The organism is Cellulomonas massiliensis JC225 (genome assembly GCF_000312005.1).
Classification (GTDB): Bacteria; Actinomycetota; Actinomycetes; order Actinomycetales; family Cellulomonadaceae; genus Cellulomonas; species Cellulomonas massiliensis.
In genome coordinates, this window is record NZ_HE978588.1 from 2,680,184 (window position 1) to 2,694,285 (window position 14,102).

The following is a 14,102-nucleotide window of genomic DNA, read 5'->3' on the forward strand; positions in this document are numbered from 1 at the left end:
GCTCAGCCGCGCGCGCGGACGACCGAGAGCACCGCCTCGATCGTCTGCGGCAGGTCGAGCTGGGAGGAGTCCACCGTCACGACGCCGTCGGCGGCGGTGTGGAACTGCACGACCATGGAGTCGTCGGCGTCGCGGCGCAGCACCTGGTCGCGCGTCGCCTCGACGGAGGCGGCGTCCGCGGAGCCGTGCACGTCGAGCGCGCGGCGGGCCAGCCGGGCCTCCTCGCTCGCCGTGAGCAGGACCCGCACGTCGGCGTCCGGCGCGACGACCGTCGTGATGTCGCGGCCCTCGGCCACGATCCCGCGGCCTTCGGAGAACGAGCCCGAGGCCCGCTCGGCGTCGATGGCGGCACGCTGCAGGCGGCGCAGCTCGTCGCGCACCGCGAGGTTCGTCGCGACGGCGCTGACGGCCGCGGAGATCGCCGTCTCGCGGATCGCCGCGCCGACGTCGGTGCCGCCGACGGTGACCGTCGGGGCGGACGGGTCGACTCCCATGACGAGCGGCATCGCCCGCACCGCGTCCGCCACCGCCGGCTGGTCCGCGAGGTCCACCCCGCGGTCCAGGCACCACCAGGTCGCCGCCCGGTACATCGCGCCGGTGTCGAGGTAGGCCAGGCCGAGCGCCCGGGCGACCCCCTTCGAGACGCTCGACTTGCCGGACCCCGAGGGTCCGTCGATCGCCACCACGAGCGCGTTCACCGGGCCAGCCTCCAACCGCGAGCCGTCAGCTCGCTCTCCAGGTGCGCGGCCGCAGCCGGCAGCACCGCGATGTTCGCCATGCCGACCGGGCGGCCGGCGGCGTGCTCGAGCGTGAGGTCCTCGAGGTTGACCCCCGCCTCGCCGACCTGGGTCAGGAGGCGGGCGAGCTCGCCGGGGGTGTCGGGCACCAGCACGGTGACGACGGCGTACTCGCGGTGCGCGCCGCCGTGCTTGCCGGGGATCCGGGCCACGCCGTCGTTGCCGCGCGCGATCGTGTCCGCGATCCGCGCGAGCGCGCCCAGCTCGACGTCCTCCGGGCCGCCGGCGGCGTCCGCGCGGTCGAGCGCGCCGATCACGCCGTCCAGGTCGTCGCGCAGCTCCGCCAGCACCTCGCGGACGGGACCCGCGTTCGCGGCGAGGATCGACGTCCACAGCGCCGGGTCGGACGCCGCGATGCGCGTGACGTCGCGCAGCCCCTGGCCGGCGAGGCCGAGCGCGTCGGGCGCGGTGCCGACGAGCCGGCTGGCGACGAGCGACGCCACGACCTGCGGGACGTGCGAGACGGCCGCCACGGCGGCGTCGTGCGCCGCGGCGTCCATCGTCACGGGGACCGCGCCCAGGTCGACCGCGAGCGAGCGCACGGCGAGCACCGCCTGGTCGGACGACGCACCGGAGCCGACGACGACCCACGGCCGGCCCAGGAACAGCTCCGGCACGGCGGCCGAGGGACCGGAGCGCTCGCGGCCCGCCATCGGGTGCGACCCGACGTAGCGGGTGAGGTCGGCGCCCGCGGCGTGCAGCTCGTCGAGGACGTACCCCTTCACGCTCGCGACGTCGGTGACGACCGCGCCCGGGTGCGCCGCGAGCTCGGCCGCGACGACGTCGGCCGTGACGTCCGGCGGCGCAGCCACCACGACGAGCGCCGGCTCGGGCTCGTCCGCCGTCGCGGGCCGCCCCGCGCCCACGTCCCGGGCCAGGGCCAAGGCGGTGCGGGACGGGTCGTGCAGCACCACGTCGACCCCGTGCGCCCGCAGGCCCAGGCCGACGGACGCGCCGAGCAGGCCCGTGCCGACGACCCGGACGGGCCCGGCGGTCGCAGCGGTCACATCCCCACCTGGGTCATGAGCGATCCGACCTCGGTCTTCGAGAGCACGCGCGTGCGGCCCGGCTTGAGCTCGCCGAGCTTGATCGGGCCGATCTGCGTGCGGACCAGCCGCGTGACCGGGTGACCGACCTCCTCGAAGATCCGCCGCACGACGCGGTTGCGCCCCTCGTGCAGCACGAGCTCGACGAGGCTCGCGTGCGGCAGCGCCTGCACGATGCGCACCGCGTCGACCGCGACGGGACCGTCCTCGAGCTGGACGCCGCGCGTGAGCTGCTGCACCAGCCGGTTCGGCACGTGGCCCTCGACCTCGGCGAGGTACGTCTTCGGGGCGCCGTGCGAGGGGTGCGAGAGCCGGTTCGCGAGCTCGCCGTCGTTCGTCAGCAGCAGCAGGCCCTCGGTGTCCGCGTCGAGGCGACCGACGTGGAAGAGCCGCTCGGTGCGGTCCCTGACGAACTCGGCCACGGTCGGGCGACCGTCCGGGTCGTGCATCGCCGAGACGACGCCCTTCGGCTTGTTGAGCGCGATGGTGACGGCCGACGCGTCGAGCTGCACCCGCATGCCGTCGACGTGGATCACCGCCGTGGCCGGGTCCACCCGGACGCCCAGCTCGAGCACCGGCTGGCCGTCGACGGTCACGCGGCCGTCCGCGATCAGCTGCTCGCACGCGCGCCGCGAGCCGAGGCCGGCGGAGGCGAGCACCTTCTGCAGCCGCACGCCGTCGGGGTCGTGCACGTCCACGGGCTCGGGCGCGGGCGCCCGGCGCGAGGACCGCGGCGGGCCCTGCGGACGGGAGCGCTGACCCGAGGACGCCGACCGCGCCGGGCCCCTGCCCTGGGCGGAGCCCCCGCGTCCTCGTCCCCCACCACGTCGGTCCTGGTTCATCGCACCTCTCCTGAGTCGGCTCCCTCGAGCGCGTCGAAGTCGGGCAGGTACGGCGCGAGGGGCGGCAGCTCGTCGAGGCTCGAGAGCCCCAGCCGCTCCAGGAAGTATCCCGTGGTCGCGTACAGCACCGCACCGCTGCTCGGCTCGGTGCCGACCTCGGCGACGAGACCGCGCGCCGTGAGCGTGCGGACCACCCCGTCCACGTTCACCCCGCGGACGGCCGAGACCTGCCCGCGCGTGACCGGCTGCCGGTAGGCGATCACCGCCAGCGTCTCGAGGGCCGCCTGCGTGAGCCGCGCCGTCTGGCCGTCGAGGACGAAGCGCCCGACGACGTCCGCGTAGGCCGGGGCGGAGTACACGCGCCAGCCCTCGCCGGCACGCCGTAGCTCCCAGCCGCGGGGGCGCCCGCCGCTCGCGCCGCGGTACTCCGCCGCCAGCTCGTCGAGCAGCTCCTCGACGCGCGAGGTCGGCAGCGCGAGCGCCGTCGCGAGCCGCACCGCCGGGATCGGCTCGTCGGCGACCATGAGCACGGCCTCGAGCGCCGCCAGCGCGCCGCCGGGCAGCGCCTCGACGTCGAAGGCGAGCTCGTCCGCGGCGGGCGCGCCCGTGGCCCCGTCGGCGGGCGCGCCGGTGAGCCCGTCGGCGGGCCCACCGGTGGGCCGATCGTGGGGCACGGCGTCGGGCGCGGTGCCCGGCGGCGCGTCGGCCGCGGCGGGAGCCGGGTGGTCGGGGTGCTCGTCGCTCATGCGTGGTCCTCCTGCTGCGCCGCGGCGGCGGCCACGGGGTCGGTGCGGCCGGCGGCCGGTGCCTCGGTGGTCGGGCCGGCGGCGGGCTCCGCGGTGGTGTCGAGCTGGTCGAAGTCGTCGGAGACCTCGACGTCGCCCTCGGCCGCACCCGTCCACCGCACGGTGAGCTCCCCGAGCGGGGTGACCTGGTCGAACCCGACCGCGCCCTCCCGGAACAGCTCGAGCAGCGCGAGGAAGCGCGCGACGACGACGATGGTCGAGCCGGCGTCGCCGACGAGCGCGCGGAACGACGTCGCGCCCGAGTGCCGGAGCCGGTCCACCAGCACGGCGGCCTGCTCGCGCACGCTCACCGGCGGGGCGTGCAGGTGGCTCAGGTCGACCCCCGGCGGCGCCGCCCGGGGCGTGAGCGCCTTCGCGGCCAGCTGCGCGAGCTGGTCCGGGCCGACCTGGAACACGAGCTCGGGCAGGAGCGCGGCCAGCTGCGGCTCGAGCTGCACGACCCGCGGGAACCGGCGCCCCTCGGTCGCCATCCGCTCCGCCAGGTCGCCCGCGAGGCGCTTGTACGCGCGGTACTGCAGCAGCCGCGCGAACAGCAGGTCGCGTGCCTCCAGCAGCTCGAGGTCCTCGGCGTCCTCGACGTCGCCGGACGGCAGCAGCCGCGCGGCCTTGAGGTCGAGCAGCGTCGCCGCGACGACGAGGAACTCGCTCGCGCGCGACAGGTCCCACTCCCGCTCCGCCTGCCGGATGTACCCGATGAACTCGTCCGTCACGCGCGCGAGCGCGACCTCCGTGATGTCGAGCTTGTGCTTGGCGATGAGCCCGAGCAGCAGGTCGAACGGTCCGGAGAAGTTGTCGAGGTGGACCTCGAACCCCTGCGTGCCCCGGGGCGCCGCGTCCGCGCCCGGCCCGGCGCCGGGCGTCCCGAGGGTCGTCGCCCCGTGGTCAGACGGCGCCCCGCCGTCAGGCGGCGTCGCCACGGGCGATGAGCTCGCGCGCGAGCTGCCGGTAGGCGATCGCTCCCGCGTGGGTGGGGGCGTAGCTCGTGATCGGCTCGGCGGCGACCGTCGCGTCCGGGAACTTCACCGTCCGGCCGATGACCGTCTGCAGCAGCGTGTCGCCGAACGCCTCGTGCACCCGGGCGACGACCTCGCGCGCGTGCAGCGTCCGGGCGTCGTACATCGTCGCCAGGATGCCGTCGACCTCCAGGCGGGGGTTCAGCCGGTCCCGGACCTTGTCGATCGTCTCGACGAGCAGCGCGACGCCGCGCAGCGCGAAGAACTCGCACTCCAGCGGGATGAGGACCCCGTGGGCGGCCGTGAGCGCGTTCACGGTCAGCAGGCCCAGGGACGGCTGGCAGTCGACGAGGACGACGTCGTAGTCGTCGAGCGCGGGCCGCAGGACGCGCGCCAGGATCGACTCGCGCGCGACCTCCCCCACGAGCTGCACCTCGGCGGCCGAGAGGTCGATGTTGGCCGGCAGCAGGTCCAGGCCCTCGACGCCCGTCGTGCGCACGACCTCCTCGAGCCGCGCGTTGCGGTCCATCAGCAGGTTGTAGACGGTGAGCTCGAGCTCGTGCGGGTTGATGCCGAGACCGACCGACGCCGCGCCCTGCGGGTCGAAGTCGACCACGAGCACGCGCCGGCCGTACTCGGCCAGCGCCGCCGCGAGGTTGATGGTGGTCGTCGTCTTGCCGACGCCGCCCTTCTGGTTGCACATCGCGATGACCCGCGCGGGGCCGTGCGACGGCAGCGGCGCGGGGACGGGGAAGTCGGGCAGCGGGCGGCCGACGACGTCGACCTGGGGCTGCGTGCTCACCGTGTCGTTGCTCACCGCGCCATCACCACGCCCGACAACCTACCCGAGCACGGGCGCACGACCGCGTGCGACGTCCGGTGTGGCGCCACTCAGAGCGGCAGGAACACGTCGACCGCGATGGCGATCGACAGCAGCGACAGGTACGTGATGGAGGCGTGGAACACCCAGATCGCGTTGAGGCGCCCGCGCTGGGGCTTGTCGGCCCGGCGCAGCAGCGTGATGCACGTCCACAGGAACCACGCACCGAGCGCCGTCGCGACCAGCGCGTACACCCACGTCATCCCGGCGGCCGGGACCAGCAGCAGGCTGCAGGCGATCATCGCGACCGTGTAGCCGATCATCTCGCGGGCGACCTTGGTGTCGGACGCGACGACCGGGAGCATCGGCACGCCGGCCGCCTCGTAGTCGCGGCGGAACTTCATCGACAGCGGCCAGTAGTGCGGCGGGGTCCAGAAGAAGATGACGCCGAACAGCAGGACGGCGGGCCAGCCGATCCCGCCGGTCACGGCCGACCAGCCGATGAGCACCGGCATGCAGCCCGCGGACCCGCCCCAGACGATGTTCTGCGGCGTGCGGCGCTTGAGGATCATCGTGTAGCCGACGACGTAGATGAGGATCGCCGCGGCCGTGAGCCAGGCGGAGACCGGGTTCACCATGACGGCGAGCCAGACGAGCGACACCACGCCGAGCACGAGCCCGAACGTCAGCGCCGCACGCGGGGAGACCTCGCCCGTCACCGTCGGACGGCGCTTCGTCCGGTGCATGACCTGGTCGATGTCGCGGTCGAGGTAGCAGTTCAGCGTGTTGGCCGACCCGGCCGCCGCCGCACCGCCGACGAGCGTCGCGAGCACCAGGCCGATGCTGGGCAGGCCGCCCTCGGCCAGGATCATCGTCGGGATCGTCGTCACCAGCAGCAGCTCGATGACGCGGGGCTTGGTGAGCGCCAGGTACGCGCCCGCCCGCTTGCGCAGCGCCGCCAGCCGGTCGACGGGAGCCGGGGGGGCGGCAGCCCCGGTCGTGGCGCTCTCCCCCGGGGTCGTCGACGTCGGCGTGGCCGCCGCCCGGGCGGACGCGGCTCCGTCGAGCGACAGGGGGGTGGAGAGGCGCACGCGCTGCGGCTCCGTTCGTCATCGGGGGTGCTGCAGCCATGCTACGGCCTGCGCCCCGCCGCAGGCCGCCGCGACGTGTGAGATCGGTCGCGTCGGGACCTGCGTCCCTTCCGCGGCGCGGTGACGTGCGGCATGGGAGCCGCGGCGGGTCCGGTGCGCCCCCGTCCTCGCATGGTGGGCGCTCGCCTCGCGCCCCACCGGGCGCGCTATAGGCTCGCTGAGGACGGTTCCGCAGACGAACCCACCCCGGCGACGAGCCGGCCGCGACCCCGCGCCGGCACCTCTGCGACGACGACGGGTGCGCGGCGGCCCCGACCCCGACGAGCCCTCCCGCGGGCGGTCGGCCCAGGTCTGACACGGCACCCGGTGCACGACGCCCGGGTGGGAATGAGGTGCGGTGAACGCGAAGGCTCCCCTGGCTCGGACGGTCGGCTGGACCGATCTCGACGTGCGTGCGGTCGACACCGTGCGCGTGCTCGCGGCGGACGCGGTCGAGAAGGTCGGCAACGGGCACCCGGGCACCGCGATCAGCCTCGCGCCCGCGGCGTACCTGCTCTACCAGAACGTCCTGCGCCACGACCCGACGGACACCCACTGGCTGGGTCGCGACCGCTTCGTCCTCTCCGCCGGGCACAGCTGCCTGACGCAGTACATCCAGCTCTACCTCGGCGGCTTCGGGCTCGAGCTCGAGGACCTCCAGGCGCTGCGGACGTGGGGCTCGAAGACGCCGGGCCACCCGGAGTACAAGCACACCGAGGGCGTCGAGATCACGACCGGCCCGCTGGGCCAGGGCCTCGCGTCGGCCGTCGGCTTCGCGATGGCGCAGCGCCGCGAGCGGGGCATCCTCGACCCCGACGCCGCTCCCGGCACGAGCCCGTTCGACCACTACACCTTCGTCATCGCGTCCGACGGCGACCTGCAGGAGGGCGTGACCAGCGAGGCGTCGTCCATCGCGGGGACGCAGGAGCTCGGCAACCTCATCGTCCTGTGGGACGACAACCACATCTCGATCGAGGGCGACACGGAGATCGCGTTCACCGAGGACGTGCTCGCGCGCTACGAGGCGTACGGCTGGCACGTGCAGTTCGTCGACTGGACCGCCGGCGGCGAGTACCGCGAGGACGTCGACGCCCTGGCGGCCGCGATCGAGGCGGCGAAGGCCGTCACCGACAAGCCGTCGTTCATCGGGCTGCGCACGCTCATCGCGTGGCCGACCCCCGGCAAGACCGACGACCACTCGTCCCACGGCTCGAAGCTCGGCACCGACGCGGTCCGCGGCCTCAAGGAGCTGCTCGGCTTCGACCCCGACCGGACGTTCGAGGTCTCCGACGAGGTGCTCGCGCACACCCGGTCGCTCGCCGACCGCGCCCGCGAGGCCCGCGCGACGTGGCAGGAGGGCTTCGACGCCTGGGCCGCCGCGAACCCGGAGAAGAAGGCGCTGCTGGACCGCCTGCAGGCGCGCGAGCTGCCTGCGGGCTGGGAGGACGCCCTGCCGGTGTTCGAGGCCGGCAAGGCCGTCGCCACCCGCGCCGCGTCCGGCAACGTGCTCTCGGCGATCGGGCCGGTGCTGCCCGAGCTCTGGGGCGGCTCGGCGGACCTCGCGGGCTCGAACAACACGACCATGAAGGGCCAGCCGTCCTTCCTGCCGGCGAAGCGCTCGACGCACGAGTTCGCGGGCGACGAGTACGGCCGGACGCTGCACTTCGGCATCCGCGAGCACGGCATGGGCGCGATCCTCTCCGGCATCACGCTGCACGGGCTCACGCGCCCCTACGGCGGCACCTTCCTGCAGTTCGCCGACTACATGCGCGGCTCGGTGCGGCTCGCCTCGCTCATGGGCGCCCCCGCCGTCTACGTGTGGACGCACGACTCGATCGGCCTCGGCGAGGACGGCCCGACGCATCAGCCCGTCGAGCACCTCACCGCGCTGCGCGCGATCCCGGGCCTCACCGTCGTCCGGCCGGCCGACGCGAACGAGACTGCGCAGGCCTGGAAGGCGATCCTCGAGCACACGTCCGGCCCGGTCGGCCTCATCCTCACCCGGCAGAACGTGCCCACGTTCCCGCGCGGCGAGGACGGCTTCGCGGGCGCGGAGGGCGTCGCGCGCGGCGCGTACGTCCTGCTCGAGGCCAGCACCGGCACCCCCGAGGTCATCCTCGTCGGCACCGGCTCGGAGGTGCAGCTCGCGGTCGAGGCGCGCGCGGTCCTCGAGAGCGAGGGTGTCCCGACGCGCGTGGTCTCGATGCCGTCGTTCGAGTGGTTCGCCGAGCAGGACGACGCGTACCGCGAGTCGGTGCTCCCGGCGTCCGTGCGTGCCCGGGTGTCCGTCGAGGCGGGCATCGCCATGTCGTGGCGGGGCGTCGTCGGCGACGCGGGCCGCAGCGTCTCGCTCGAGCACTTCGGCGCCTCGGCGGACTACGAGACGCTCTACCGCGAGTTCGGCATCACGGCGGAGGCCGTCGTGGCCGCGGCCCGCGAGTCGCTCGCCGCCGCCGGCGGCGCCGGCGCCCCGACGGGCTCGGAGGCCGCACCGACGAGCACGGGCACGGGAGACCAGCAGGCCTGAGCGCACGGTCGAGACGGGCCGGCTCCAGCCCGGCCCGGGTAGGAGGGGAACCACGATGACCACGAGCACCACCCCGCTGGGCCGGCTCGTCGAGGCGGGCGTCGCCGTCTGGCTCGACGACCTGTCCCGTGAGCGGCTCCGCACCGGCAACCTCGCGCAGCTCGTCGAGAAGGGCGTCGTGGGCGTCACGACCAACCCGACGATCTTCGCCTCGGCCCTGGCCAAGGGCGACGCGTACGACGAGCGGCTGCGCGAGCTCGCCGCCCGCGGCGCGGACGTCGACCAGGCCGTGTTCACGATCACGACCGACGACGTCCGCGAGGCGGCCGACGTGCTGCGGCCGGTCTACGACCGCACGGACGGCGTCGACGGGCGCGTCTCGATCGAGGTGGACCCGCGCCTGGCGCGGGACACGCAGGCGACGATCGAGACCGCCCGGTCGCTGTGGACGACGGTCGACCGTCCGAACGTCTTCATCAAGATCCCCGCGACGGTCGAGGGCCTGCCGGCGATCACCGCCGTGCTGGCGGAGGGGATCAGCGTCAACGTGACGCTGATCTTCTCCCTCGAGCGCTACCGCGCCGTGCTCGACGCCTTCCTGGCCGGCCTGGAGCAGGCGAAGGCCAACGGGCACGAGCTGGCCCCGATCGCCTCGGTCGCCTCGTTCTTCGTCTCGCGCGTCGACGCGGCCGTGGACCCGCTGCTGGACGGCATCGGCACGCCCGAGGCGGCGGAGCTGCGCGGCAAGGCGGCGATCGCCAACGCCCGGCTCGCGTACGGCGTCTACGAGGAGGTCGTCGCGAGCGAGCGCTGGAAGGCGCTCGCCGCCGCGGGGGCGCACCCGCAGCGTCCGTTGTGGGCGTCGACGGGCGTGAAGGACAAGGCGTACCCGGACACGCTCTACGTCGACGAGCTCGTCGTCGCGGGCGTCGTCAACACGATGCCGGAGGCGACGCTCGACGCGGTGGCCGACCACGGCGGCGACGGCTCCGACACGGTCACCGGGCGGCAGGCGGAGGCCGGCGAGGTGCTCGAACGGCTCGGGGCGCTGGGCATCCGCATCGACGACGTGACGGAGCAGCTCGAGGTCGAGGGCGTCGACAAGTTCGAGAAGAGCTGGGCGCAGCTGGTCGAGACGGTCCGCGACGGGCTCTCGTCCGCCGACGAGGCCATCGCCGGGACCGCCCGGTGAGCCCCGCGAAGGTGGCGGAGGGGAGCAACCCCCTCCGCGATCCTCGTGACCGCCGGCTCCCCCGCATCGCCGGGCCCTGCGGGCTCGTCATCTTCGGCGTCACCGGCGACCTCGCGCGCAAGAAGCTCATGCCGGCGATCTACGACCTGACGAACAGGGGGCTGCTGCCGCCGGGGTTCGCGCTCACCGGGTTCGCCCGCCGCGACTGGGCGGACCAGGACTTCGCGGAGATCGTCCACGACGCCGTCAAGGAGCACGCGCGCACGCCGTTCCGCGAGGCGACGTGGCGCCAGCTCTCCGAGGGCATCCGGTTCGTGCAGGGGTCCTTCGACGACGACGACGCGTTCGACCGGCTGCGGGAGACCGTCGAGGACCTCGACACCCGCCGTGGCACGGCGGGCAACCACGCGTTCTACCTCTCGATCCCGCCGAGCTCGTTCCCGGTCGTCTGCAAGCAGCTCGCCCGCTCGGGCCTGTCGCAGCCGCAGGAGGGCACGTGGCGGCGCGTCGTCATCGAGAAGCCGTTCGGGCACGACCTCGCCAGCGCCCGGGAGCTGCAGGAGATCGTCTCGAGCGTCTTCCACCCGGACGACATCTTCCGGATCGACCACTACCTCGGCAAGGAGACGGTGCAGAACCTGCTGGCGCTGCGGTTCGCCAACCAGCTGTTCGAGCCCATCTGGAACGCCAACTACGTCGACCACGTGCAGATCACCATGGCCGAGGACATCGGCATCGGCGGCCGCGCGGGCTACTACGACGGCATCGGCGCGGCGCGCGACGTCATCCAGAACCACCTGCTCCAGCTGCTCGCGCTCACCGCGATGGAGGAGCCGGTCTCGTTCTCCGCCTCCGACCTGCGCGCCGAGAAGGTGAAGGTGCTCTCCGCCGTGCGGCTGCCGCGCGACCTCGGGCGGCACACCGCCCGCGGGCAGTACACGGCGGGGTGGCAGGCCGGCGAGAAGGTCATCGGCTACGCGCAGGAGGAGGGCTTCAACCCGAGCTCCACGACGGAGACGTACGCCGCCATCCGGGTGGACATCGACACCCGCCGCTGGGCGGGCGTGCCGTTCTACCTGCGCACCGGCAAGCGCCTGGGCAAGCGCGTCACGGAGATCGCGGTCGTCTTCAAGCGGGCGCCGCACCTGCCGTTCGAGTCCACCTCGACGGAGGAGCTCGGCAAGAACGCTCTCGTCATCCGCGTCCAGCCCGACGAGGGCGTCACGCTGCGGTTCGGCGCGAAGGTGCCCGGCACGCAGATGGAGGTCCGCGACGTCACGATGGACTTCGGCTACGGCCACGCGTTCACCGAGGCGTCCCCCGAGGCGTACGAGCGGCTGATCCTCGACGTGCTGCTCGGCGACCCGCCGCTGTTCCCGCAGAACGAGGAGGTCGAGCTCTCCTGGAAGATCCTCGACCCGATCACGTCGTACTGGGCGTCGAAGGGCAAGCCCGACGAGTACCCCGCCGGGACGTGGGGGCCGCCGTCGGCGGACGAGATGATGGCGCGTGACGGCCGGTCCTGGAGGATGCCGTGATCATCGACATGCAGGACACGACGACCCGGGACGTCGCGAAGCGGCTGCTGGTCGAGCGGGACGAGGGCGGCGCCGTCGCCCTGGGCCGGGTGCTGACCCTGCTGGTCGACACGGGCACGCACGACCCCGAGCACGCGATCGAGGCGGCGAACGACGCGAGCCGGGAGCACCCGTGCCGCGTGATCGTCGTCGCCCAGGACACCGAGAGCCGGGCCGAGCGCATCGACGCCCAGATCCGGCTCGGCGGCGACGCCGGCGCGAGCGAGGTCATCGTCCTGCGCCCGTCGGCGCCCGTGATGAAGCACCTCGACACCCTCGTCATGCCGCTGCTGCTGCCGGACGCGCCGATCGTCGCGTGGTGGCCGTTCGAGCCGCCCCCGGCGCCGTCCGAGCACCCGCTCGGTCGCATGGCGCAGCGACGGATCACCGACACGTCGCAGGCGGCGCACCCCGGCAAGGCGCTGCGCCAGCTCGCGGGCGTGTACGCCGAGGGCGACACGGACCTGTCGTGGACACGCGCGACGCTGTGGCGGGGGCTCATCGCGTCCACGCTCGACCAGCCGCCGTTCGAGCCGGTGCGCAAGGCGTACATCTCCGGGGAGAGCACGCACACGTCGGTCGACATGGTCGCGGCGTGGTTCGCGCAGACCCTGCGCTGCCCGGTGCAGGTCGAGCGGTTCCCGGACGCGCCGGCGATCACGCAGGTGCGGCTCGAGCGCGCCAGCGGTGACATCGTGCTCGACCGCCCGGACGGCAAGACCGCCGCGCTGCACCAGCCCGGCCAGCCGGAGCACCGGATCGCGCTCCCCATCCGCCGCCTGCGCGAGTGCCTCACCGAGGAGCTGCGACGGCTGGACCCCGACGAGGTCTACGGCGAGGTGCTCCGCAAGGGCCTGGCCCGCCTGGACGCGCAGTGAGCCGCGCCGCGATGCCCCCGGTCTCCCGCGACGTGCTCGTCCACCCCGACGCGGGCACGCTCGCGCACGCCACGGCGGCCAGGCTGCTCACCCGCCTCGTCGACGTGCAGTCGCACCGCTCCCCCGTGCACCTCGTCGTGACGGGCGGCAGCGTCGGGATCGCGACCCTTGAGGCCGTCGCCCAGTCCCCGGCGCACGCGGCGGTCGACTGGTCCCAGGTCCACGTGTGGTGGGGCGACGAGCGGTTCGTGCCCGCGGGCGACCCTGACCGCAACGAGACGCAGGCGCGCGAGGCCCTGCTGGACGCGCTCGGTGCGGCCCTGCCCACCGGGAACGTCCACCCGGTCCCCGCGCAGGACGACGACGTCACCGACCCCGACGTCGCTGCCGACGCCTACGCCGGCGAGCTCGCCGCCTTCGCGGCGGCGGGCGCCGAGGTGCCCGCGTTCGACGTCCTGCTGCTCGGGATGGGGCCGGACGGCCACGTCGCCTCGCTGTTCCCCGGCCACGAGGCGCTCGGCACGGTCGGGCGCCCGACCGTCGGCGTCGAGGGGTCGCCCAAGCCGCCGCCGCGCCGGGTCTCGCTGACGTTCGAGGCGATCGCGCAGGCGCGCGAGGTCTGGGTCGTCGCCGCCGGCGAGGAGAAGGCCGCCGCCGTCGCGCGCGCCCTCGCCGACGACCCGGACACGCCGGCCGCGCGGGTGCACGGGACCGAGCGCACGCTCTGGCTCGTCGACGTGGCCGCCACCGGCGACGTCCCGACGAGCGAGCCGGACGGCACCCCGGAACCGACGAGCTGACCGAGGGAGGCACCGTGGAGGAGACGCCCGGGGCACGGGACTGGACCGCGGTCGACCGGTACTTCGAGGCGCTGGTCGCGCCCGACGAGGCCGTGCGGGCCGCCGCCGTCGCGCAGCAGGCGGGCGGGCTCCCCGACATCGCCGTCGCCCCGAACCAGGGCAAGCTGCTCCACCTGCTCGCGGCCGCCACCGGCGCCCGCCGCGTGCTCGAGATCGGCACGCTCGGCGGGTACTCCACCCTCTGGCTCGCACGGGCGCTTCCCCCCGACGGCCGGGTGACGACCCTGGAACTCGACCCCGCCCACGCCGCGGTCGCCCGCTCCTCGTTCGAGCGGGCCGGCGTGGCCGACCGGGTCGACGTCGTCGTCGGGCCGGCCCTCGCCTCGCTCGACGCGATGGTCGAGGACGGGACGGAGCCGTTCGACCTGGCGTTCGTCGACGCCGACAAGGAGAACCTGGCGCCCTACGTCGAGCGCTGCCTCGCGCTCCTGCGCCCGGGGGCGCTGATCGTCGTCGACAACGTCGTGCGCGAGGGCGCCGTCGTGGACGCCGCGCACCCGGACCCGCGGGTGCAGGGCGTGCGCCGCATGGTGGAGCTGCTCACCGGCCACCCCCGGCTCGACACGACGGTCGTCCAGACGGTCGGCACGAAGGGCTGGGACGGCTTCGCGCTCGCGCGCGTCCTCCCCTGAGGAGGGCGTCCACCTTCGCCGGGACGCGCACGCCCCCGCCGG

13 protein-coding genes are annotated in these 14,102 nt (G+C 74.6%); 6 read left to right on the forward strand and 7 right to left on the reverse strand.

From position 1 onward, the window contains the following. Window positions 1–2 precede the first annotated feature (2 nt). From cmk to HGCM_RS12755, 7 genes are all read right to left on the reverse strand, one after another. Window positions 3–698: a (d)CMP kinase gene (cmk, locus tag HGCM_RS12725; protein ID WP_019137217.1), complete on the reverse strand. Its 696-nt coding sequence runs from the start codon at window positions 696–698 to the stop codon at window positions 3–5. Then, window positions 695–1,804, reverse strand: coding sequence for a prephenate dehydrogenase (locus HGCM_RS12730; RefSeq protein WP_019137218.1), 1,110 nt, complete (start codon window positions 1,802–1,804; stop codon window positions 695–697). The genes cmk and HGCM_RS12730 overlap by 4 nt, the downstream gene beginning before the upstream one ends. After that, window positions 1,801–2,535, reverse strand: coding sequence for a pseudouridine synthase (locus tag HGCM_RS12735; protein ID WP_370906332.1), 735 nt, complete (start codon window positions 2,533–2,535; stop codon window positions 1,801–1,803). Before HGCM_RS12735 ends, HGCM_RS12730 begins: the two co-directional genes overlap by 4 nt. Window positions 2,536–2,681: 146 nt before the next feature. Further along, on the reverse strand, window positions 2,682–3,431 hold the full coding sequence (scpB, locus tag HGCM_RS18275; protein ID WP_019137220.1) for an SMC-Scp complex subunit ScpB: 750 nt from the start codon (window positions 3,429–3,431) through the stop codon (window positions 2,682–2,684). Further along, the gene (locus tag HGCM_RS12745; RefSeq protein ID WP_019137221.1) at window positions 3,428–4,408 is read right to left on the reverse strand and encodes a segregation and condensation protein A; all 981 of its coding nucleotides are present in this window, start codon (window positions 4,406–4,408) and stop codon (window positions 3,428–3,430) included. The genes scpB and HGCM_RS12745 overlap by 4 nt, the downstream gene beginning before the upstream one ends. Continuing rightward, window positions 4,392–5,261, reverse strand: a complete 870-nt coding sequence (locus HGCM_RS12750) for a ParA family protein (RefSeq protein ID WP_019137222.1) — start codon at window positions 5,259–5,261, stop codon at window positions 4,392–4,394. Before HGCM_RS12750 ends, HGCM_RS12745 begins: the two co-directional genes overlap by 17 nt. Before the next feature lie 74 nt (window positions 5,262–5,335). After that, on the reverse strand, window positions 5,336–6,355 hold the full coding sequence (locus tag HGCM_RS12755) for a heme o synthase (RefSeq protein WP_019137223.1): 1,020 nt from the start codon (window positions 6,353–6,355) through the stop codon (window positions 5,336–5,338). A gap of 397 nt (window positions 6,356–6,752) precedes the next feature. Between HGCM_RS12755 and tkt the strand changes: the two genes are divergently transcribed. The 6 genes from tkt to HGCM_RS12785 are packed head-to-tail and all read left to right on the forward strand — an operon-like array spanning window position 6,753 to window position 14,060. Continuing rightward, entirely contained in the window at window positions 6,753–8,921 is a 2,169-nt protein-coding gene (gene tkt, locus HGCM_RS12760; RefSeq protein ID WP_019137224.1) for a transketolase, read from the forward strand. Between the two features lie 55 nt (window positions 8,922–8,976). After that, window positions 8,977–10,113 carry a transaldolase gene (gene tal / locus HGCM_RS12765; RefSeq protein WP_019137225.1) on the forward strand — a complete coding sequence of 379 codons (1,137 nt, stop codon included), beginning with the start codon at window positions 8,977–8,979 and terminating at the stop codon, window positions 10,111–10,113. After that, window positions 10,110–11,651: a glucose-6-phosphate dehydrogenase gene (gene zwf / locus HGCM_RS12770; protein ID WP_019137226.1), complete on the forward strand. Its 1,542-nt coding sequence runs from the start codon at window positions 10,110–10,112 to the stop codon at window positions 11,649–11,651. The genes tal and zwf overlap by 4 nt, the downstream gene beginning before the upstream one ends. Further along, complete coding sequence (locus tag HGCM_RS12775) at window positions 11,648–12,568, forward strand: glucose-6-phosphate dehydrogenase assembly protein OpcA (protein ID WP_019137227.1); 921 nt, start codon at window positions 11,648–11,650, stop codon at window positions 12,566–12,568. The genes zwf and HGCM_RS12775 overlap by 4 nt, the downstream gene beginning before the upstream one ends. Next, the gene (pgl, locus tag HGCM_RS12780) at window positions 12,565–13,368 is read left to right on the forward strand and encodes a 6-phosphogluconolactonase (protein ID WP_019137228.1); all 804 of its coding nucleotides are present in this window, start codon (window positions 12,565–12,567) and stop codon (window positions 13,366–13,368) included. Before HGCM_RS12775 ends, pgl begins: the two co-directional genes overlap by 4 nt. 14 nt (window positions 13,369–13,382) lie before the next feature. Beyond that, a complete protein-coding gene (locus tag HGCM_RS12785; protein WP_019137229.1) occupies window positions 13,383–14,060 on the forward strand; it encodes an O-methyltransferase in 678 nt (225 codons plus the stop codon). The last annotated feature ends 42 nt before the right edge of the window (window positions 14,061–14,102 follow it).

What these genes read in the sequence shown, in the direction of transcription:
- scpB (WP_019137220.1), bottom strand. Translation starts at nt 3,431, where the DNA reads ATGAGCGACGAGCACCCCGACCACCCGGCTCCCGCCGCGGCCGACGCG.
- tal (WP_019137225.1), top strand. Translation starts at nt 8,977, where the DNA reads ATGACCACGAGCACCACCCCGCTGGGCCGGCTCGTCGAGGCGGGCGTC.